The organism is Pelotomaculum terephthalicicum JT, assembly GCF_022410535.1.
Taxonomy (GTDB): domain Bacteria; phylum Bacillota; class Desulfotomaculia; order Desulfotomaculales; family Pelotomaculaceae; genus Pelotomaculum_D; species Pelotomaculum_D terephthalicicum.
On the sequence record NZ_JAKNBL010000015.1, the window covers coordinates 1 to 23,450 of the forward strand.

The window sequence follows — 23,450 nt, forward strand, 5'->3', positions numbered from 1 at the left end:
GAATTTTTTAATTTCCCCATAGAAACTAGCGTCAGCGCTTTCGTCCAATGAAATTATCCAAAGTCAGCTCACGTTTTCGTAGAGCTATTTTTTGTTTTATTGACTTTGGATAATTTACTATTCATTAACATAATTTTAGCATAATTTTTATAAAGGATTAACAATTGCGGCTAAATATCATTAAATATAGTTGCATTTTCCCAACCAAAACATTTATTCCTTTATATGTTATTACAGGATTTACCACCCATTTAAGCAAAATAAACACTTGAGGAGACAGAAATCATTTACTTGAAATAGTTATGAAATATCTTTTAGAAAAGTAAATATAATGATGTTCATCAGCTAATTCTTGTTGTAAAATGGTAATAAATAATATCCTAAAGGTGACCAATGTGCTTGATAAAATTATTTTCGCTCTGGAAAAAATTTTTTATCCTTTTATTCAATTAGTCAGAGGCAGGTTTACATCGTCCTTAACTAACCTTAAGAGATTGCCATATACCGCAATAAGGTACATACAGGAACGCATATTTAAGCTTCTTCACAGTAAACCTCTATCCCAAAATGATTATCTTAAAATCCGGAGCTTCTATATCTCAAAAAAACTGCTGTTAATCATATTTATCGCGTTCTTCATACTTTTATATATTTTTTTAAAGTTCTCACCGCTTAGTTATTTAACTGTTACAACACTCAGCGAAGATGCGAAGGAGTTAAAAACGTTTTCCGGAAAGGTAATCCTGCTTGACAAAGACGGGGGTGTGAAGTATGAAGGTAAACTTACCGAAGGTCAGTATACCGGAAAAGGAAAACTCTACGACGGAAAAGGCAACTTGATCTACGAAGGTCAATTTGATAAAGGCGCGATCAACGGGCAGGGAACTCTTTTCCACAGCAATGGCGCGGTCCGCTATGAAGGGGTTTTTTCTAACGGTGAATTTAAAGGCCAGGGTAAACTTTATGATGAAAACGGAAACGTTGTATATGTTGGTGAATTTAACAGCGGCGCCTATGCGGGACAGGGTAAACTATACTACCCCGGCGGGAAAATAAAATACGAAGGCGGTTTCCAGAATGGCGAGTACAACGGCCAGGGCAAATTGTATGACGAAAACGATAAAACACTGTACCAGGGCGAATTTGCCAACGGCGCATACTCCGGACAGGGGAAATTATATTATGACAGCGGAAAAATAAAGTACGAAGGCGGATTTCAAAACGGGGAGTACAATGGTCAGGGCAAATTGTACGACGAAAACGGCGCGCTTGTATACCAGGGTGAATTCAATAACGGCAATTACGGAGGTCAGGGCAAACTGTTCAATGAAAAGGGCGCCCTAGTTTATCAAGGTGAGTTTACTAACGGCGCTTTTTCCGGTCAGGGAAAACAATTCCACCCGGGTGGAAAAATAAAATATGAAGGTGAATTTAAAAACGGCGAATATAACGGTCAGGGCAAATTGTACGACGAAAAAGGCATCCTTTTCTATCAGGGTGAATTCAAGAACGGCGAGTACAACGGCCAGGGCAAGCTGTACGACGAAAAAGGAATTCTTTTCTACCAAGGGGAGTTCAAAGACGGCGCCTATACCGGAGAAGGCAAATTGTTTAATGAGAACAGTGAACTTGTATATCAAGGAACCTTAAAAGACGGGGTTTTTTCCGGGGATGGCAAGGAATTGTATCAAAACGGCAATGTCAAGTATAAAGGCGCTTTCAAGGACGGGATATACAACGGCAGCGGCGAGCTTTATGACGAAAATGGCGTCCTTTTATACAAGGGAAATTTTGAAAACGGTCTTTATTCCGGGGAAGGAACAGTTTACAATGCCAACGGCACTCCCAGGTACACCGGCAACTTTGCCAGGGGAATATATGATGGAAAAGGGAAAATGTTCGATGACGGCGGAAACTTGCTGTATGAAGGTGAGTTTAAAAACGGCAGTTATCAACCGGCTCAGACAGCTGAACCGGCACAGCCGCAGTAAATTAGAGCAGCGGCGCGGATTGCCAGGCTTCTGCCGCCGGCTTTATTCCCTCCGCCACGTCCAGGATGGCGTCAATGAACAGATAAATCTGGTGAAGAATCAGGCCGCTTTGTTGATTGATAGTTTTGATTATTGCCTCTTCACCGGCAGATTCGTTAATGATGATGTTGTATTTGAAATAAACAACGCCGGTATCCTCGAAAAAGCCATACGCGCCCACAGGAAGCTGGGTGTTTATTTTTGCCACGATTTTAAGCAACTCAGCGGCGGCAGCGGAAAAAATATTTTCCGTTATAGTGATAAAAGTCTGTAACAAGTACACTCCTTCCGAGGCGGCTTCTTCCAAATGCGGCAAAAAGCAAAGCTCCATCGTAACCGAGGACTCCCGTCCGCCCACCTTGTCGAAACGCACGAGCAGGGAATGAAAAGGGGCGTCTTCCGAGGGTTCCGCCCAACTGGTAACCAGACCTGCTTGTTCGTACAGTGTGCGGCATTTTTTTAGCATAGCAAGTGAAAAAGGATAACCCTGCGATAATTCCACGAACATGCTCCTTCCGATGTTTTTACCCGTGTAATTTCTTGGCTATTTCCTCAACAGTCGGCCTCTTAGTTTTTTTATCAATTTCCAAACCGAGATTTTCAATTAATTCCGCGCTTTCTTTGTCGTCTCCTGCAACACCTTTTTTATAAGCCTCCTCCGCGGCGCTGAACAAAACGCAGGAATACAGCTGATCCACTGAATTGAAGCCTTGTTTTTGCAATAAATGATTTCTTGCCTTGTCCCTGTCCACCTTTTTACTGCCCGATTTTTTCAGTTCTTCGACGTACACATCTGTTTTCAGGAGTTCGTCCACAAGCTCCTTCTTGCGCTGTCTCTTCTTGTACCAGTTATACACCGCCCCGATGCCGCCAATCAGGGCGGCCACACCAAGTATCACCCAGCCAACCGGATTGGTGGCGGAAGCAATCACCAGGGCGCCCCCAGCGATCAGGGCGGCGCCTTGAGCCGCTGTAACGGCGCTTTTATTACGCATTCTGGCCTGTGTGCCGGCCCCGATATCGGCGGCCTGCAGCAATTTTTCTTTTTCTTTTATCTTTCTCATTAACGCATTAACCTGGGCTTCTGTTTCTTTAATTTTTTTCTGATCCTGCTCACTAGGATTTTTAACTTTAGCTAATTCTTTTAGCTCTTTTGAATGAACATCCAGCTCATTTTTAAAATCTTCCAGTTCTTTCTTGAAACTCCCACCGAGTTTTTCCAGTACGCTTCTCCGATCTTCATGGCTGATCAACCCGATAATACCGCCAATCAAGGTATAAGCGCCGCCAATGACAGCCAAAATTCCCGCGGCCTGCATAGCTGTCGCGGTAGATGCCCCGATATCGGTAAGTTCCTGTAGGCCGGTTACGGCAGTCGAGGTATGACGGCCTATATCCGCTAAGCCACCTATTACTTTAACCGTATGCGTTTCATTAAATTCTCCTTCGGTCAGGCCGGTGCCAAATTCCTCCTGTAATCCCGTACCGACCTGGATCCCCGATCCGATAACGCTGGCGATAGACCCAATAGGAGATCCTACGGCAAGTCCTAAGATTTTGCTCATCCCTGTTCCGCCCACTGATACTCCTGTAGCCGTATACCCGGCTATTTCTGATCCGGTGGTCGGAGCAACAGATTCCGAGGTTACAGCCCCTTTGGTAAACCTGATCACATCGGAAAAACGGTCCCAGTCTACACCCTTAAAGATTAGACCTTTTTTTATCTTTTTTTGAAAATCTTTCAAACCAGGGACCGGTAATTGATTAGCCGCCGCCTTGCTGCTTAAATCCGAGATCTCTTCTTGCTTAATAGTCGTTATATCCTTTTTATTAACAATAATATAAACGGCAATTTTTTGCTGTGCCTCCGAGAGACTGTTAAAAAATGCCCATAAACCGTCTTTTTTATCGTCAACTGCTTCTTTTTCAAGCCATTCATCAATCTTGTCGTACTGCATCTGGATCACGGCATGGCTGCGCGTTTTTAACTGGATTGGGCTTAAAGACATTCTTAACGCGGTGCCGGATTGCTGAACAACATGGGTAAGCTCATGGGCAAGCAATTTCTGTCCGCTGTTGCTTCCGGGATTATATTCACCCTGGCGGAAAAAAATATCCCTGCCTGTCGTAAAGGCACGGGCGCCCAGTGAACGGTTGAGAAGATCGGACCGGGTGTCGGTATAGATTTTGACATCCCTGAAGCTGGTGCCAAAAGCATTTCCCATCTTCCGCTGCAGTTGGCTTTCTATGGCCTGGCCGCCGCCGCGCGCCTGCCGGATCGCCATTTCGATACCCGGCTTTGCTACGCCCCCCGCACCCGTTTCCTGCCTCTGTACCACACCGGGCTCGGCCTGCATCTGCAGCTCTTCCTCTTCTTCCTCCTGCCTTTGCACCGTGCCGGGCTCGGGCTGCATCTGCAACTCTTCTTCTCTATCTTCCTGCCTTTGCACTATGCCGGACTCGGGCTGCATCTGCAACTCTTCCTCTTCTTCCTCCTGCCTTTGCACCGTGCCGGACTCGGGCTGCATCTGCAGTTCTTCCTCTTCTTCTTCCTGCCTTTGCACCGTGCCGGATTCGGGCTGCATCTGCAGCTCTTCCTCTTCATCCTCCTGCCGCTGCGCCACGCCGGATTCGGGCTGCGTCTGCAATTCTCCTGGCGGGGATTCCCGCCGGGCAGACTTACTTTCAGGCATATTTATGTATTCAACCACCTGATTAGCTGTTTCATCAGCATTCTGCTCATACTCATCCCCCGGCTTCCCTATTCTTAGCTTGGCTTGAACCCACAAACCACTGTTTTTGCGCAGGAAATCAAGAGTGGCCTGATTGCCGATCGTGCGCTGAAGTTGAAAAATATTCTGCGCAGTAGACTGCTGTACTCTTGTACCCAAGCTCCTCGCCTGTTGGTGCTGTTCGGAAGATTTAGTAATGTCATTAGATTTTTTACTTACTTGATGATCATACATTACCTAATCACCTTTCTATTTATCCAGGCTAACTTCGGCGGGCTTCCTGTATGCCCACCAGCGCAACGTAATTTTAGGCAATTTTGTGATAGCCTGCAGTTTAATGCCGATACGGAAGGTCCCGGTATTAGGGTATACTACCGTACCGATAGATAAAGGAGGAACCTGGGATTCGAACGGGCTTTTTTGGAAAACCTCGTTTACCCCGTAAAAAATCTGCTCGCTGTACGGCCCGTTGTTCTCAGTCTCGCTGTCAACGTTTTCTTCTATGCCGACATGAATAAACACCGGACCCAAGCCGAGACCGTGTTCAATTTCATCAGAAAAATAGCCTTTGCCGAATCTCTGGTTTGTTTCCAATTCTATTTCCGCGGTTCCTGTGGTCACGTCCCCAACGATTATCTTCGCCTGCGGAACACCAACCTGAAACTGAAATTCGTTGTTTTCATGGTTGTAGTTTACAAAAACCTCCGGTTTATCACCGGGCGGCAATTCAGTCGCCGTGGCGCGCGCCGTGAATCTCATTTCCGAATGCTCTCTTTCAAGCAAGCCCAGCTGGTAAAGCACCGACGCGTTGTAAATATACTCGCCGAACGGGACATTTTCCACTTTTTCAATCATAAACGTGGAACCCACGTGCAACAGGCTTATTCTGGCCAGATATATACAGTCTTCGGTAATGCTCTCCATGTATTGATCCAGGGTAAGGTTAAAATAACTGTCCAGAATTCTCTCTTTGACCGGCCCGTCAACAATTTGCACCGTATTTACACAGCCGGTCTCTATGTCCGTTTGCTTATCCCCCACCCCAAGTTTGACAACACTGTCTTTAATCATCACCTGACCCGTTACCTCACTTTTGTCAACCGCTTTCAACAAAAATTTGGCCTCGTATTCCGTCTGCTGGCCGTGGTCAGGTTCAATAAATGAGACTTTTAGCGTACTGCCGCCGTCGACAGGATAAAAATGCTCGGAAAAGATTTCATATGAAAGTCTCAAATTAGCGGTCTGGAGAGCTTTTTCCACTTTTATGGTTACTTCCAGAACTCCCCCGGGGTTCACATAACGGGGTGTTCTTTGCCAGATGCGCACCTGACTGTCACTGTAAACCAGACTAATGTCTTCCGCCAGGTTCAGCAAACCAAAAACCGAAGGACCGGGAGCTTCTTCCCTGACGAACAACCGGTAACTTTCCTGGATCCGGTTGTATTCACTCATCTCTTCCGAATGCGTGGAAGAACTGGCTATCGAATGCACAGGTTCTTTTCCCTTTTCATCATAGGCGATACACAAATATACGTCTTTCGCGTATTCATTGTTCGAAAATCCGTCGAGCATGGAGAGCTTTTGGGTAACCGGCGTCGCCACGACTATCTCCCGGCCGGAAGAATCGAGGGCGACTCCTGTTTCCACGGAAATTGTTTTGTCATCAACCGCGACTACCTGCAGCCCGCACACAACCCCGCTGCCGGACAGCAGCCTGTTTATCAGCCGGCGCTTATCATTCATATACTTTTGCTCAGATTCAAAATCCCGGACGGTCAGCAGTTTTCCGTAAAAATAACGATTCCTTTCAAATGGATAATACCGCGCACTCTTCATTATGAAACCTCCTGTTCCTTACTGCCAATTTATGTGTAGCAAATGGCTTAAAATCGCCCAAAGGTAATCGCCAGGCAACACTTTTATTTCAACTCAGTGTCTAACCCTACTCTGCTATGTACCCCCATCCTGTTGTCCAAAGCGACGTCTGTGATCAAAGTGCTATACGGGATGGATGACTCCTGGTCAAGACGCAATAATGATAGCTCGGATAAATAGGTGTTAATGCCCAGATAAGTATGCATATCCATGTAAATCCATGGTTGCAGCACAACCATTTTTGCCTCGGTGAACGCCGGCTTTTCCTGATTAATGATCTGCTGCACCACAAAACGCCGCCCCGCAGTCGGCACACATTCCTGTTTGATTAAAACGCAAAAACAATAAGGATCGGTTCCGTAAAGCTGCGCCACCAGGTCTTTTAACTCGGGCTGCTCCCGGAGGTGCTTATACTGGAAATACTCGACGATAAAGGGTTTCTCACCGGTATAGATTTCAATTATCTCCTCCATACCCTGTTTAGTGCCCCGTTTCTCGAAAAGTACCGGTGCTTTTTTGATTAATTGTTTCAATTGTTCCCCGGTCCAACTGTCATCAACAGAAATTGCCAGCCAGGTTGCCAGCCATTTCAAATATGGGCCGGAAACCGCATCCACATCAAAATACCGGGCGACATTGCTGATATTCTCCTCCATATCCGCAAAGAAAGCTTCAAAAAGCGCGAGAAAACGCTCCAAGAAATCCCTGCTCTGGTGATCCTCCTGATATATCGCGGGCAGGTATCTCAAGTAGGACGTTCTTGGATAATACAAGCGAAATTTGCTTAATACCGGGGTTAATTCTTCATTCCCGACAAACTCAATTTTCAGCCAAAAATACCTGCCCCTGGCGCCGTGAACAAGCGCGTCTGCGGGGTTGACAACCGGCTCGGACCAAAACGGTTCGAGAGAACTTATCTTTTCATCCGGCGGCGTCGCGTCGTTATTGATGAATTCATCAATATCGGTCAATTTGCCGTTGATCATCAAGGTCTTGCGATCTGAAGAAAAATAAGATACTTTTAGCTGCGTGTTTTCCGGAATATCCGCGTTCAAAATCATTTTGTGCCAGGATATCTCCGTAATTGTACTGTCGAAAGAAGATGAAAAGTAGATGCCATGCGGCAACCCGGTTGCGCTCATTTCCTGAACTTTCGGTTTCAAGTCCAAAATAGTAATCGTGCCTGTTTCTCGATTCCATATGTATATACTGTTATTCTGATCAAGAAAGAATTTATCAGTCCGGCCCCTAAAGCCTGGAATCTTCTCCAAAAATTCACCGATTGAAGAAAATCTGTGGATGAACCTGTCATCCTCCGCGTTCAAGCCAATCTTCCGGCTTTCGCCAATATAAATTTGGTCGTATGAATCAACGCAAAAACCTGATGACTTGCCGGGCAGCGGAACTGAATACTGCTTCTTTAGCACATTATCTTTGGAAAACTCAAAAACCGTATTGTCTTCAGTGTTTAAAACATAGACAGAACCTTCTTTTGACACTGTAATGAAGTACTTTTTCAACAGGTCAATAATTCTGTCGCTGTGGTTCAGCCTAAACTTCTCATTCTGGAAAACAAGAACCACTTTCCCGGTCATACTGATTTTTACCACACCCAGGAGTCCTTCCGCCGGCACTTCAAGGTCATCATTATTGCCGGCATCAGCCAAAGGCACCAATATGTAAACATTCCGCTGTTCATCCGCGGTCATGGCCAGGGGAAATAAAGGCAAACCGTTAAAATTGTTCAAAATCCAATAAATCTGCCCGGTTGCCGCGGCAAAAGCCGCTACTTTGTTTTCCCCGAAAGGGTCGGCTGAATAAATAGTGCCTCTTAAAAATAAAATAGCGGCATTCTTCGTAAAATATCCTTGCTCCCGCCCGAAGAACAGATCCAGCTGCTCATTGAGATAATCATATAAAAACAAATTAGCCCGGCCATCCAGGAGATAAATTTGCCCGTTATTCCCTACCGTAAAATCAGTCACTTCAGCTATGGCGTCCAGCGCATCCAGGTTAATCACCCTGGACGTCGCGTATTTATTCGTTTTCCGCAGCGCGAGTCCGTTATCTGTAATCTCCAGGTTGATTTTACAACCTTTTTCCCAATCGGACTTTTTATTCAACGAAAAAAACCCGGCCTGTTCAGCCACTGCCTTCACCTCAGCTCCGCACGCGTCTGTTTATATATCCGTCCGGCTCACAATTTCAATTTTGTGCTCGCCCGAGTATACCAGGCCAAAGGGAGGAATTTGAATATCACCGCTTTGGGTTTTACGAATACCCGTGCCTTGCGCGTCCAGCCACAAGTCTTTAATGTATTCCACTCCGATAATATGGTTTATCGCCCCGTAAATGTCTCCTTTGGATACTGCGCGGCCGAACGGCCATCCCTTTGAACCGTCCGGCTGCTCCACCGGCTGGAACAACCGGTCAAGCGCCTGCACTATTTTTTTCGAATCAATCTTTGTATTAGGCGCGGTGACAACCGCTGCGTGCACCGTGACTTCAATATATTGCGGCGGTACAACATGCACTTCAGTCGTGATCAGCCTGTGCTTGTCCAGATGCCGCCGCACTGTTTCCAAAAAACCTTTGCTGGGAACAGGTTTTTTGGATTCGCCGTAGGGCACCACGACAACGGTTACCTGCGCGGGCGCCTTGTTTTGCGGATAATCCTTCAACCCCATTTCAAACAGGGGAATGGCTTTCACTTTTGCCACCCGGAGGCCGGGTGTGGTTTTGGCAATCTCTTCAAAATCCTGGCACGAGACGGCACGAAACTGTCTTTTTAACTGCCTGCGCACTCTTCGTTTGGCATCTTCCAAACTTTCCTTTCCGGTCCCGCCGGCAGCGTGATAATAGTTTGTCACGGTAATTGCCCGCAGTTCATCGGCTTGCCCCACGATCATATTTATCTCGTTTTCCTTGACATTGCCTCTTTTTCCGCCGCCCGTCCGGCAGGAAACAAGGCAAATGTTAGCTTGAGCGGCGCGTGGTGGAATCATCCCTCTTTCATTATCGCCGAATGATAATTCACCTGTCTCACTGTTCAAGGCAAAATGAAAGTCACCCGGCTTGGAGGCGTCAAAATCATCCACCATTTCCCAGTCCCGCCATATAAACTCATCAGACCCCGCCTTTTTCTCGCCAACCTGCAGCTTAAAACCGGATGGGATAATCCCCGGAACAGATGTATCGAAAATCTGGTGCGGCAGTCCGCTGCTTATGCCGGCAAACCGCTTGCCCGCAAACGAAGGCAAATGGGCAATCAGCCTGATATTGTCCCGCCCCCTTGGCGGAATAGCCCCGCATAATCCATTGCCGAATTTAATGATCACTTTCTTTTCAGTCATATTCCGTTCCAGCATATAACCTGAATCTTTGCTGTTTAGAATAGATAAATCTCCGGCAGCTTTCCAATACCGCCAGCCGTCCTCCTCATCCCGGACCTGTACCTCACAGTCCCCGTACAACGGCAGATTACCGCCGGCCTCAAAAATCATGTCCGGCTGTCCGCTGCTGGAAAATGAAACAACTTCGCTCAAGGTTTCACCCTGGACGGCGGATACCGTGTTCATCAAGATTCTGTCCAAACGAGGAGACAGTTCATATCCTTCTTCTTCAACTGTACAGCATATCCAGAAGCGGCTTTTGTCGTTCGCCGGATGGATCTTCACCGTTTTCATGGACGTGGGAACTTGAAACAGAATTCTTCCCCCACGCGACAGGTGAGCGGTTTCATCCCTGAGAACCAGCAGGGGAAGCCAGCCCGGCGCCGTACCCGGATCCGCTGATGCACTCCCATAGTATTTCCATGATACTCTCGCCGGAGGGACAAAATCCTTATCGTCATCCTCAGCAGCCCCTCTTGGGACCGGGTAGTCCTCGTATAATTTGATTGTTAAGAAAAGGCTCCGGCCGAGAGGCAATTCCCGGTCAAATCCGACATAAAACCGGCTGCCTTTTTTTGCTTCCCGTCCGAAAGCATAATACGAAACACCTTTGTTGCTGTCGGACGAGGTGCTGTCGACTGAATCCGCATCCGAAAACACAATGATTTTTTCAATCTGGGCCGCAACCAGCAATAAAGGCTCGGCGGTTTCAAAGGGTTGACCGGACGCCGACAGTTTAGTGCCCTTTGGAAGATACAATTCCCTGCTGACGCCTGCAAAAGTTACATCGGCTTTCGCCGGAGCAGCGTCATTTGGCCTGGCTCCCATGAGTTTCAAGAACTTCAGCTCATTTTTTACGGTAATCCGGTTCAGATAATACTGCTGCATTTCCGCCAGCCAGGCAAAAAGCTCAATAAAAGTAACCCCGGGATCATGGTAATTCTCATCGGTCCACTGTGGTGACAGCTTGGGAATCGCTTTTTTCGATTCATCGACTATCTCTTTGAAATCTCTGTCGTCTAACTCGGGTAAGGGTAACATTTAACCCTCCTGTATTATTAAATTCAGGTATTCTTACAACACTTTCACATCCACGCTGTGGCTTCCGTTGGTGACCATACCGTGGAGCAAATTAGCGAGATTGTTCGGATCCATTTCCGTTCTTAGATTATCTTCAATTTTATAAACCGTCATGGAGACTTTTTCAACATGATTAACATTGCTGATGGACTTCAGCAACGCGTAAAAAATAGAAATATGCGGGCTTTGTCCAATTTCCCACCCGTTTCCGGTATTACCGCCCGTTAGTGGATCCAAATACTCGTTAAGCCTGTCCACCGCCTCTTTTTCCACCGGCGCGACATTTTCCACTTCCTTGACAACAAGCACCGCGTAAACAGATATCTCCAGGAAGGCCGGTTTAATTACCTGAATTTTACCTGGGAATGACAAAGTGCCGGATGTCCGCTCCATGACATACCTTTCCACTTGCTGCCTTAACTCAGGGAAGACAGCCAAACCGGCGTTTCCTCCTTTGGGCAGAATCACAATCGCAACACAACCGGTTTCTTTTTTCATTTGCAGGTTGATATTCGGCAAGCACTTAACTCTCGCAATATTTTGGGAAGCCTGCCTGACCAGCCACTCAAAATCCTCAGCTGTCACCGCCCGGTTGCGGTGCTTCAAAATTTGCGGACCGCGTCTTAAAGCATTCGCCACCGTCTCCATATCGCACCCGCCGCCGGCAGGCTCCGGGTTGAACACTTCGTCAACAAAAGCAATCGAATTTTGAAGGTTTTTAATCTCGAACGGCCCCACGTTCCCTTTTGTGCCGCCCCCAATGCTATACTTCACCTTGATATTTTTCACATCTGACAAGGGTGGTATTTTACCGTTCTTACCGTCTCCGAAATAAATCTTTCCTAAAGAGCGGTCAATGACATAATGCCGGTCCTCCGGCCCGGAATCAAGAAAATCATCGACAGGATGCCATTTGATCCAGAACTCGGTTGTCCTTCCCTCGCCATCCTTAATTTCGCTCACGGAAAACAGTTCATTATCAACAAAAAGCTTCTTCTCCGCCTCCGTCAGATACCTGGCCTCGTTTACCCAAACCTCCCCGGAAATCACCGGCAAGGCCGCCAGTTGGCATACTTTGTTGATTTCACCGGCTAACTCAGGCGCTTCATTCTTTATGCTTACCTGCTGCGTCACTCTCGTTGAGTTCATATAGATTCCTTTAACAATAGGAGCGGCCGGTTTTTGCTCCAGTTCGAATTTACCGTCACGATTCACGGCGCGGATCCAAAATAATTCCTGGCCAAAAACACTGCTTCTGACAAAATCAGACGGCCCTGCGAAAACAACAGTACCGCTCCTGGTGAATCCTCTTGTTTCGTCCACTGTCTTCAATACCGACCACTCTGCAGTCTCTGCAGCGCTGCCGTTGCTTCTCAGATACTCCCACTCAATAAAAGGCAAATCCTCACCAGCGTATTTTTGATCTTTTATAGAAAAAAACATACTAACCGGCCCTTTCAGAGGCGGCGAAGCAAACCCCAGGTAGAAAGACGGATGCCTGCAAACCAGGCTTTGAAAAGGGAAAAACATATTTCCGGCATTTATCGCCTCTTCCGTCATGTCCCGGTATTCCACATTGTTGTACGTCAGACAATGCTCGATTGGGTGCTTCTTGTTATTCACAAATTCATATTTTAAAACAATACCTTCGAGCCACGGCGAGCGGTAAACCGAATTGGCCGCGTAATTATTTTGAATGCTTGTTATACGCGCCCTGATCCAATAATTATATTGCTCGTTGACAAAAGTCTCTTCCAGGTCGGCCGGACACTTGAAAACGATACTCTGTTCCTGATCCGCCTGCCGGTAAAAAATTTCCTCGTATTTTTTATCAAATGAAAGCCTTACCCAGCCATTGCCGTTCCAATACTCCCACGCTACCGCCGTTACAGCCACTTCCGCCGTCTTGAGGGGTACTTCCATTTCCTCTTGTTTCATCACCAATTTCCAATCGGTTGGCTCAGCTGCACTGTCTGTCAGACTGTTGGCAACATGTTTTAAATTAAACCGGAGACTAACATCAGCGCCCTTTTTGGAAAACACCTCCTGACTGGACAGGTAAAAGGCGTCATATTGGACAAAGTACTGGCCGAATGGATAAAACCCGGTCAGATCCTGCTGGACGTCGTTATAAAATACCATATCCGGTTCAATGCCCTTACGGTTTTCAACGTCGTAAAAAGCCACCCCGGCACCCACGCCGTCTATTTCAATGTCACAAATGCCTGCTACTTTTTCTGCTTTGGCCCTGCACCTAATCCACCTGCTGAAGCTCCCTCCCACAGATGCCTGCTTAATTTGCAGCCGTTTAGTTTTCTTTAAAATTACCTTATTCCCGTCGGCCGACACTTCATCAAAAGCCTGCCAGCCGGTTTCCCCGATGTATGCCCATTCCGTGTATTCTAAATCAACTAATTTGGCGCAAATCGAAGGCTCCTTAAATCTCTTCAGCGAGTTTCTGAACTCCAGTTCCACCACGGCAGTGTCTTTGATATTGAACAAATCGCCGTGCCCCAAATACAAACTGTGCTCCTGCAGGTTAAGCGCGTGCGGAAAATCCAATAAAGCAAACGGCGGCTTATCCTTTTTCCCCGGATCACCCAGGCATTCATCCGGTATTTTACAAATATAATCCAGCTTGGAACTCACATTGTACGCCGCGACAGGGTAGGCGGGTGTCGCCAGAATGCTGCCGTCGGTTTCAAACACAACAGGTTCATCCCCCTCCGGAACATCCGCGGAAACCTGCGTTCCCGCGGGAATCAGCACCGGTTTTTCCGCCCCCTCGCTCAACTTGAAGGTAACGTAAGCGCGCGCGGGCTTGGCCGGGAGAACGGGGAAATTAAACATATTTACAAACGCCATAAAATTCTTCGCGGCTACCTGGTTAAAACGCTTGATATTTTCCTGGAACATCCCGGCGAATATCAAAAAAAGCGCCGTGCCCGGATCGGGATCTTCCGGCGAAAACCTCCATTCCGGCGTGTAATATGGATATAATTTAGCCATTTGTTTAATTAACGCGTCTAGATCTCTTTGATCGATTACCGGCGGCTGCATAATGCTCCCCTTAGCCTTAGGATTATTTGGTGCCCTCATATATATAAAACGGGTAAACAAGGTTAAAAAGGTTATTCGTTGTACGCACTACATACTGAATATTGATGAGCAGTTTCCCCGGGTTCTCCCGGTCAAAATCCGCATTTACTTCAACATCGTCAACTCGCGGCTCCCAAAGCATAATCGCGTCTTTAACGTCGGACTCAAGCAGTCTTAACGAAGTAACGTCCGTCAGGCCGAAAATATATTTATGAATGTCGCAGCCAAAGCCCGGACGCATTACCCGCTCTCCTTTAGCTGTTGACAAAATAATACGAATTGCTTCAGAGATGTCTTCCTCATACTCCGACATCATGATCCGGCCGGTTACGGGATCCACTTGCACAGGAAATTTCCAACCTTTTCCCAAAAAACCTTTGGACATAGCCATAACCTACTTTTTAGAGTAATCAGAATTCAGTAGTCAGGCTCCCATGAAGCTTCGCTTCACCATCAAATAGCTGAAAATGGTAATGATTTATTTTCAGGGCAGAATAATACAAGACATAAACCATTATTTTATTCTGACTCCTGACTACTGACTACTGCATTCAGTTGATTTTCACCATTGAGCCCTGGATGTTCATTATACCGCTGGATTTAATATTCATCATGCCGCCGGCTTCAATATCCAACATTTGCGCCTTGATTTTAAGCTGCGCGGCACTCTCTATCTTAATGCCGCTGGCATCAATCGCTATAGAATTAGAACCGGCTTTTATTGTTATTTTCATATCACTTTTAACGCTTATCTCATTGCTTGCCCCGTCAATAGTAATTTGATTGTTGCCGCTTTTTATTTGAATCTTGCCGTTTCCCGCATCATCCATCAGGATAATTTGCCCTTTTTGGGTTTTAACCTCTATTTTTTCTTTACCGGACTCATCGCCGAAAATCAACTCGTGCCCGCTGCGGGATTTGAACTTGCGAATATTATTCTTCCCGTCGGCATTGTCTTCCGGAGGTTTTTCCTTTGAGTTCCACAGCATGCCGATTACATACGGCTGCCGGACGTCAGCGTCATGAAAGGCCACCAGCACTTCGTCTCCCACTTCGGGCAGGAAAAAGCTTCCCCTGCTGCTGCCGGCCATCAACGTCGCCACTCTCGCCCAGCCGGTTTCGTTCTCGCACTCCCTGATTGGCAGTTTCAGCTTCACCCTGCCCAGTTTTTCCGGGTCCTTGTTATTGGTCACAACACCGACTAATACTCCATATAATTTCCGGTTCATCGGTTTGTTCACGCTAGAGAGCGAGTCGTATAAGCTCAAAATGCATTCCCTCCGATAGTAAAAGCCGTGAAGTAGCCTGAATCGTCAACGGTATGAGTCGCGGACTTGAGGTAATAAACCTGGTTCAGCTTGCTTCCGGCGCCCGCCACTTTAATATACTTGCCCGCCCTGATTTCTGGAAGGCCGATGGACTCCCCGCTGCCGGAAACAAGCTGCATCGCCCGTTCATTCAGTACGGCGGTAGCTTTTTCATCAGCGTCGGCCTTTGAGGTTACGTTTGTATAGATATAATCCTTGGCGTTTGGACATATTTCGCTCAAAATAGCGGGGCCTGTTTTGGCACCATTTCCCAGTTTATTAACGCTGCCTGACACGCCGGCGATTTCTTCTTTCTTTTTTTCATCGTAACCCCTCACATCAACTTTCGCTATCTGGTCGACAATGTCAATCTCAACCGATAAATTGTGCAGGTTCTTACCCAACTCCAGCGTGATAACCGGCGTTTTGTCCTGGTGCGGTTTCCGGAAGTACGCTGTTTTCCCGGCCACGAAAAATTCATAATTATTTTCCCGGGCCATCCACGACAGGAACTGGTAGTCCGTGGCGCGGCTCTGTTCGACAATATCGTAAACCACACTGGTGGTGTCCACACTGGTTTTCAACGCATATTCGCCGGCGATGGCGCTGACCACTTCACTGTGCTTTTTATTCATCCAGGAGCGTGACTTAACTCCCCTCATCATTTTAAAGGTGGCATCCATGCCGCCGACAGTTATTGTCGGATTGCCGTCCGGCGGAAAATCAATCTTAACGGAAGTGATTAAACCGATAAAAACTGTCTCCAGCTTGTCCGCGTAGCCCATGGTGATTTCAATATTTTTCCCCGCGGAAAAATATTGATCGAGCCAATCAAAATCCCTGTTCACGGCATTATAAGCGTTGATTACCGTAAACGAAAAAGAATCGGCCTTTTCAACACTTGTATCCACCTTAACACTGTTGATTCCGACACCCTGGCCAACCAGATCCTCGCCCTCGACCCTGACTTTGAAATAAGGCGCGTAGAAATCCCGGTATTTTCCGGCCAGTTCGTCAAAACCGTAGCTGTTGTTGTTTAAACTCACATCACCCATTTAGTCTACTCCAAAGGCGGCACTATCAGATTCATGCCCGGCTCTAAAATCCTCGGGTTGTCAATGCCATTGGCCCTGGCAATTTCTCTCCAGAAACGCGGGTCCTCATATTCCTCACCGGCAATCATCCAAAGATGCTCCCCTTGTTTCAACGTTCTTTGCTTTGTCCGGTCTGACGACTGCCGGGGTGTTTCCTTGAATTGCTCCACTATACTCTGACATTTATTAAATGTAACATTTAATTTCGCTCTAACAGGAGTACCCGAGTCCAAAAACATGGTAAACTTCTGGGTAACGCTTACCACTACCCCTCGAAAGGACATCGGACCCCAAACAAATTTGCACATCGGCGGAGCATGAAGATCTTTGTCCACATTCAGTAAATTTGTTATCTGTGAAGAATAATTACGCACATCAATTCCCTTTTCGTACGTGTCAAAAAATAACTCCATAGTCAATTTCGCGCCGTCGCCACTGACAAATTTGCCAATCGGCACGGAAAGCCCGGGAATTTTATGCCATTTAAAACTATTAGCCATCTGGATCGTATACTCGTTCGGGTTGAACAAAACTTCAATTGTCTGTTGTCTTTTGCTTCTTTCTACGATAACCTTCGCTTTTTCAAGCGCCACTTTTTACCTCATTCCCTCCATAGTTTTCAGCTAAAATCCTCTTCTCTGCCGTTCAAGTTTTATCTTTCTTTCAATTTCCATGTATACTTTATCAACAATTTTATCGATATTTATCTCCGGCCCTTGCGATGCCGGCATATCTATTTTTTCTAAATGCACTTCCGCCTGCGCGGACGATTTCGGCACGTCATCCTGCCCTGAATCCGCGGGTGCCGCTTGCTGCTTTAAATATTCCATGCGGGGTGCCGGAATAAATAACGCGGATGCGCCTTTTAACGGCAATCTTAGCTCCTCCGATTCGGTTTTTAGCTCCAGGCGGCGCAACTTTATCCTATCCGTCATTAATTCGTATCGTCTTGACCTCTCAACTATTACAGTAGAACCTCGCTGAACGAACTTATCCATACTACCGGTTTGCTCAGTATTACCGCCTGTTATCGTCCGCCGGCGGCCATTATTGGGCAACCGGACAAGTTGGCGGCTGCTCCCCTGGGTGTGGGATATTCTCACCGCTTCCTCTATTAATGAACGGCCTGGCGGCGCCTCTCTGTCAACCGGCGGAACAACCACCGCTTGAGCAGATACATTATATTTGTTTATGCTGTTTTGCACACGCCGCAGTGCTGCCCGCAGCAACTTGCTGATATAGCTTGACCGCGACTCAGATAATCCTTCCGCCGCTGGACGCCGGCGCTTGGCGCGGCTAATTGCGTCTACCCCGGTTCCCGCCGGTGCCGCCGCCCCGGCCTGACTACCGGAATACGCTGTCCCGGACCCTGTTTGCCTTATTTTTATGGGGACATGCTGCATCGTCATGTTTGCATTTGCCGCCGCCCCGGCAACTCCCGGTTTTTCGACCGGCAGTATCCTCACCGGTTTTGCCACCGGTATTGGCAATCTTTGCCGCCGGTCGGCATATTGGTTTGACTGTCGCGACATCCGTTTGTACCGCGCTTCGGCCGGCGTTTGCTGAATCCATGTATAATTATGCACTTCACCGGGCATGTCTGCCTGGAACGGGGCGCTTGCTCTTATGCTCAAACTCGCATACCGGCGGTTTATTTCCCGGGCAACGAATACTTTGCCCGGTTCTTTAGCGTCTTTGCCGTAACCGGAACGCTGCGGAAAGAATTTCTCCGTAATTTTTCTGCCATTACCGTATATGAATCGCTCCAGGATTTCCTTTTGAGCACTGGCCTCTGTTCCCCGCGGCGTTTCCACGTTGTTCGCCGGGCGCCGCCGCTTGGCAAGCTCCTGCGCATGTAATTTCCTTACGGGTCCTTGATTCTTGTCCGCCCACGCCGGCACGGTTTTCTTACTTGTCAATGTCTGCCGGATGCTCGCTGCCCTCAGCCGGCTGGCTTGCTCTCTCCGCGCTGGTTTCCCGGCAGTTGTCCAGCCGCTGTATCCGGCGCCCTGTCCGGATCCGGCAGGCTTATCCCCTGCTGTTCCATATTTGCCGGCACTGCTTTGCTTGAACCATAGTGCCAGCGGCACTATCCCGCCGGCAGGGTTTGTCTTTGTCTGAAACGCTCCAGCCAGCGAACGCCGCTGCTTGCGGGTTAACGCAGTTATCGCCGCCGCCGGCAGTATAGGCAGTATACCTGCTGCTGTCAGCCAACGGTTCTGCCCTTTCTCAAACAGCCCTGTAGCTGCTGTCCGGCCGCTACCTTCGCCGTCTCGCCCGGATTCGGCAGAGATGTCGCCCGCTGTCATGGATTTGCCGGCCCTGTTTTTAACATACTGCTTTGCCGCCTGCGACATCCCGCTCAGATGGCCTGCCGGCGACTCAAACTTCCTTCCCGGCAGCCACCGGTGATAGCCACGGGCAAAGAACGTCCGGAACACCGGCATGTTTGCTCTCTGTCCCGGCTTTGCCGCCGGAACCTGTCCCTGATTATTTTCCACCATTGCCGGAAAGGTTTTTTTCTTTGACAATATTCGCCGGATGCTTGCTTTTGTGAATTGGCCTGTAATCTCTCGCTTTACGGGTTCTCCGGCTGCTGTCCGGCTGTTTTTTCCGGTGTCATGCCTGTAGCCGGCGGACTTGCCGCCCGCCGGGCTGTATTTGTTGCTGCGATTGATTTGAACATATTGCAGGGCCGTTTGCCCTATCCTGCTGCTCGAACCTACTTGCGCCTGAAACGCCCCTCCCGGTTTACGCCGGTGTTTACGGGCAAATATGGATACCGTTGCCGCCGGGGACAGGTCTGCCTCTCTCAACCAGTTGGCTTGCTCTCTCTCAAACAGCCTTACGGCTGTTGCCTGGACGCCGGTTTCGCCGGGTCGTCTGGCCCCAGCAGGCTTATTCCCCGCTGTTCCATATTCGCCGGCACTGCTTTGCATATACTGTTGGGCCGCCTGTTGGGCCGCCCGCAGCATTTCGCTTAGGTAGCTTGTCCGTAAATCAAGTGTTATTTCCGGCGGCTGCCGGCGGTGGCTGCGGGTCCGGAGCACTGGGATATTTGCTTTCCCTACCCCCGCCTGCTCTGTTCCGGGTCTGCCAACCGGCATAATCTGTCCCGGCTTAGCCGCCGGGACCTGAAGCTTTTGCGGCAGACGTTGGATGATAAACTGCACTTCTAGCGGCGTGGCCCAAACTTGCGCCCCGGTCTTTACTCTGCCGGGCATACCTGCACCTGCCTGTCCTGACCGGTAGTCTACATCCGCACGCCGGTAGGCTATCCCCATGGCACCGGACGTTTTATCCGGTTCTTTGGCATTTTTGCCGGAGACGGAACGCTCTGAAAAAAATCTTTCCGCAGCTTTTATAAATTTGCTGCGTATGAATTGTTCCAAGGTTTTCGTTTGCGTATGGCGCTCCGCTCCCGGCGGCATCGCTGCCCTGTTCGCCGGGCGCCGCCGGTAGATGTGCTCTTGGATATCTGATTTCCTTACAGGTTCTATGTGCTTGTCAGCCTGTTCGGGAATAGTTTTCTTCTTTGCTAATGCTTGCAGGATGCTTGTCGTGGCAAGTTGTCTGGTTTTTTCTCCCTTTACCGGTTCTTTGGCTGCTGTCCGGCTGCCGGTTCCCCTGGCTTGCCCCGGCTCCGCCGGGCTGTAAACTGTTTCGCTTGCTGTGCCGTACTTGTTGACGCTGCTTTGAATATACCGCTGCAACACCTGCGCCGTCACGCCGGCATATCCTGCCGGAATCTGAAACGCTCCTGCCGGTTTACGCCGCTGCTTACGAATTAATACAGCTGCCGTTACTGTTGGCGATATGTCTGCCACTGTCAGCCGGCCGGTTTGTTCTCTCTCAGACAGTTCTCCGGCTGTTGCCCGGGTGTTGGTTGTGTCGCCTGTTGTTCTATATGTGCCGGCATTGCTTTGAATGTACTGCTGTACCGCCTGCGCTCTTCTGAAGATAGCGTTTGCCGGTGTTTGAAACGCTCTTTCCAGTGTACGCAGTTGTCTGCGGATAATTATGGCTGCCGCTGTTCCTACCGGCACGGCCATCATGGCCTGCCTGCCGGGAGGTGTGGCCTGAAGCGCCGGAACGCTCGCTTTCTCCTGCACCGCTTCGTCTGCGCCGCGTCTGGCCGCCGTCAGGCTCCGCCCCGGTTTTGCTTTTGGGACTTGCAGCTTCTGCTGTAGACGCAGCAACGCAGACTGAGCTTCCAGCAGCGCTGCCTGAACCCATGCCCCTTGCCTCGCTCTGCCGGGCATACCGGCTTGGCCTGGAGGATTTGGTCTCCCGCCCAAACCAGCATCCCGACGACTTGGTATTCCCCCGGCGCCGGACGTCCCGCCCCATCCCCTTTTTCCTTTGTTGACTGCCGGGCGCTGGGGAATGAATCTTCCCGCAACAATTATATTATTGCTTATGAATTGCTCCGGAGTCTTCTTTTGGACTTGTCCGTCCCTACCCGGCGGCACTTCTGCGCTGCTTGCCGGACGCCGCAGGCAGAAATATTTATGTATATTTGATTCCCTTACAGGCTCCGCGTTTTTTCCCGCCTGTTCCGGAATGGTTTTCCCCTTTGATGATTTTTGCCGGACATTTATTGTTGTTAATTGGCCGATCCGTACTCTCTTTACCGGCCTACCGGCTGCCGCCCGTCCTCTGGTTCTACCGTCTCGTCCGGACCCGGCGGGCTTGCTTTCTGTTATAACGTAATTATCAGTATTGCTTTGAATGTGCCACGGCGCTGCCGGCCCACCGGTATGGAACACCTGTGTTTCAGACACTCTTACCGGCGAACCCGGGTCTTGCCTGCGGGCGATTGACACTTGCCGCGTTTTACTGCCGTCAGTTTTGCTGCTCAAGAAAACGTTGGTTTCCACATCAGCAGATTGTCTAAATGAATTATCCGGGTAAACTGAGTGCAAATTTACAGGCCGGTAAACGGCCGGTCCCTGCTCCCGGAACCCGGCAAAAAGCAACCGGACATTTACCGTAAAACTACGCGATAAATTGCCGTAACCGGCTTTTCGCTGAAAAATTCTCCTGTGGACCAAGGAACCCCCGGCCAGAAAATTATTCCGTAACAGACCATATTTATTTAATATTCTCTCAACGAAATCCTGGTGAGACAATATCCTTTTCTTCCACCGGGGCGCTGTTTTCTTTGACAAGCTCATTCAGTTTCCCCTTCAAAAAGCTAACTGCTAATCCGGAGGATTTATTTCGAAACTATACCCTCCAAGCGATTATACACTATCTCCAGAACTTCGACGGCAACCTCAGCCCTGGACGCCTTCAGCTCAGGTCCGATCCATTTCACCGGGTAGGAATCAAAAAAGTTCCATCTCCAGATTTCCTCACCGGCCTGATCAAGCAATACCACCGCGCCATCCTTACGCTCAACCGTACCTCAGACAACATCCTTGTACCAGTTCCAAAGCTCGTCCGAATTGGTTACTCCTCTTTTTAACACCAGGCTTGGATATTTTGTTATCTTAGGGAAGCGGTGCACATGATTGTTGACACCGCCTTCACGATATTCTTCCGTCTCCGTCTCCGACCGGAGTCCTGAAACTTCCGTAAATCCGCCCACGAATAAGCCGTCAATCTCCACCCAAAAACGGAAGCTGCCATTCGGATCTACCAAAATTGTCAAGGTCGTTGTCACCTCGGATCAAACACGTCAAACTCATTTTCCGGCTCTTCATTGAGCTTGCGGTTAATGTTAGAAATCTCCTCACACCATTTTTTGCGCTCGCGATGTTCCATCAGCATGATTTGATCTTGCGGCCAGTGGAAGTAATAGGCTATGAAAGCAACTTCCTCATAAATCCGCTCAACCGGATAGCCTGTTATTCTCCCTCCGGCTCCCCCGAAAAATTTATTTCCGCCTCAAACTCATGCTGGCATTTCGGGCATACTGTCTTAAAGCGCGCGCTTTCGGACTCGTTGACGCGCTGGTAAAAGTCTTGCAGGTAAGCAAAATCCGCGGTAAAGAGTTTTTCAATCACTTTTGTGTCTATCGCTTTCAAATCACCGAGTTTCGTGATCACCCTGGCCAGCAGAATAATAGTCAGGTAACCTGGATTTGACTGCACCCTGGAATCACGCATCGGCAAGATTTCATCTGCGGCTGTGGCTAGACGCATTACTCCCCTTTTATGCAAATCACCATGCTCGTCCACATAACCCTTAGGCAACTCAAATTCATATTCTGTTTGAAATGCCATTTGTCCTATTCTCCTTTTTAAATTTCCGGTTGTGCCCAGCTGCTTTGCTGCCGGGATTAAAACAAGAGGCAAGAAAAAGGAAAGTTATTAAGCTCCATTCTCCAACCTCTTGTTTCAAACAACAACTACACTGTTCTGGTCAGCCCCTCATGGGCAAGCTCAAGACTTTCGATCGCCACTTCGTTGCCTTTGGCGTTGAAGTTCGGCGCGGTATATTTTGTCGGCCAAGCTTCGATAATCTGCCATGTCGCGACATCCGTGCCCGCTTCATCTATAGCGATGATCGTGACCGACTTGCGCTCTATAGTGCCGTTGACCGCGTTTTCAATCCATTTATACATATCCACCGAATCGGTGACACCCCACTTCAGGGTGATATTGCCATACTTAGTCAATCCGGGCAATTTGCGGGGCGTTGTATTTTCATTGCCCTCACGGTATTCAATTATATCGACAGAAGTGCTGAAACCCGACACTTCACTGAAACCTGCCTGCTGAATACCCTCAATCTCCACTCTATAACGAAAACCTCTGTAAGGGTCTTTGCGTTCGCCAGGCATATCTCTTCCCCCTTTGCTTATTTATAGTGACGGCATTTAGTTAGTCAGTGC

At 48.5% G+C, this 23,450-nt stretch carries 15 protein-coding genes and 1 pseudogene; 1 reads left to right on the forward strand and 15 read right to left on the reverse strand.

The window, feature by feature from the left end:
- The first annotated feature begins 764 nt into the window (after positions 1-764).
- Complete coding sequence (locus L9W92_RS10290; protein WP_240083673.1) at positions 765-1,991, forward strand: hypothetical protein; 1,227 nt, start codon at positions 765-767, stop codon at positions 1,989-1,991.
- A gap of 1 nt (position 1,992) precedes the next feature.
- Here the strand turns inward: L9W92_RS10290 and L9W92_RS10295 are convergent, their stop codons facing one another.
- From L9W92_RS10295 to L9W92_RS10360, 15 genes and pseudogenes are all read right to left on the reverse strand, one after another.
- Complete coding sequence (locus tag L9W92_RS10295; protein WP_240083674.1) at positions 1,993-2,532, reverse strand: hypothetical protein; 540 nt, start codon at positions 2,530-2,532, stop codon at positions 1,993-1,995.
- Positions 2,533-2,554: 22 nt separating this feature from the next.
- Entirely contained in the window at positions 2,555-4,996 is a 2,442-nt protein-coding gene (locus tag L9W92_RS10300) for an eCIS core domain-containing protein (RefSeq protein ID WP_240083675.1), read from the reverse strand.
- Positions 4,997-5,011: 15 nt separating this feature from the next.
- Complete coding sequence (locus L9W92_RS10305; protein ID WP_240083676.1) at positions 5,012-6,598, reverse strand: hypothetical protein; 1,587 nt, start codon at positions 6,596-6,598, stop codon at positions 5,012-5,014.
- 83 nt (positions 6,599-6,681) lie between these two features.
- Entirely contained in the window at positions 6,682-8,796 is a 2,115-nt protein-coding gene (locus L9W92_RS19140) for a phage tail protein (protein WP_240083677.1), read from the reverse strand.
- Between the two features lie 21 nt (positions 8,797-8,817).
- Complete coding sequence (locus tag L9W92_RS10315) at positions 8,818-11,070, reverse strand: putative baseplate assembly protein (protein ID WP_240083678.1); 2,253 nt, start codon at positions 11,068-11,070, stop codon at positions 8,818-8,820.
- Between the two features lie 33 nt (positions 11,071-11,103).
- A complete protein-coding gene (locus L9W92_RS10320; protein WP_240083679.1) occupies positions 11,104-14,169 on the reverse strand; it encodes a putative baseplate assembly protein in 3,066 nt (1,021 codons plus the stop codon).
- A gap of 22 nt (positions 14,170-14,191) precedes the next feature.
- Entirely contained in the window at positions 14,192-14,593 is a 402-nt protein-coding gene (locus L9W92_RS10325) for a gp25 family contractile injection system sheath assembly initiator (protein WP_240083680.1), read from the reverse strand.
- A gap of 166 nt (positions 14,594-14,759) precedes the next feature.
- Positions 14,760-15,476, reverse strand: coding sequence for a phage baseplate assembly protein V (locus L9W92_RS10330; RefSeq protein WP_240083681.1), 717 nt, complete (start codon positions 15,474-15,476; stop codon positions 14,760-14,762).
- Positions 15,473-16,570, reverse strand: coding sequence for a phage late control D family protein (locus tag L9W92_RS10335; RefSeq protein WP_240083682.1), 1,098 nt, complete (start codon positions 16,568-16,570; stop codon positions 15,473-15,475). Before L9W92_RS10335 ends, L9W92_RS10330 begins: the two co-directional genes overlap by 4 nt.
- A gap of 5 nt (positions 16,571-16,575) precedes the next feature.
- Positions 16,576-17,202 (reverse strand): CIS tube protein, encoded by a 627-nt coding sequence (locus L9W92_RS19145; RefSeq protein ID WP_240083683.1) that lies wholly within the window; start codon positions 17,200-17,202, stop codon positions 16,576-16,578.
- 30 nt (positions 17,203-17,232) lie between these two features.
- Positions 17,233-21,786, reverse strand: a complete 4,554-nt coding sequence (locus tag L9W92_RS10345) for a hypothetical protein (protein WP_240083684.1) — start codon at positions 21,784-21,786, stop codon at positions 17,233-17,235.
- A 41-nt stretch (positions 21,787-21,827) separates the two neighbouring features.
- A pseudogene (locus L9W92_RS10350) lies at positions 21,828-22,277 on the reverse strand (phage tail protein).
- A complete protein-coding gene (locus L9W92_RS19150; RefSeq protein ID WP_312038088.1) occupies positions 22,274-22,465 on the reverse strand; it encodes a DUF6760 family protein in 192 nt (63 codons plus the stop codon). The pseudogene L9W92_RS10350 and the gene L9W92_RS19150 overlap by 4 nt, the downstream one beginning before the upstream one ends.
- The gene (locus tag L9W92_RS10355) at positions 22,462-22,839 is read right to left on the reverse strand and encodes a phage tail assembly protein (RefSeq protein ID WP_240083685.1); all 378 of its coding nucleotides are present in this window, start codon (positions 22,837-22,839) and stop codon (positions 22,462-22,464) included. The genes L9W92_RS19150 and L9W92_RS10355 overlap by 4 nt, the downstream gene beginning before the upstream one ends.
- A 125-nt stretch (positions 22,840-22,964) precedes the next feature.
- A complete protein-coding gene (locus tag L9W92_RS10360) occupies positions 22,965-23,399 on the reverse strand; it encodes a phage tail protein (RefSeq protein WP_240083686.1) in 435 nt (144 codons plus the stop codon).
- Between the last annotated feature and the right edge of the window lie 51 nt (positions 23,400-23,450).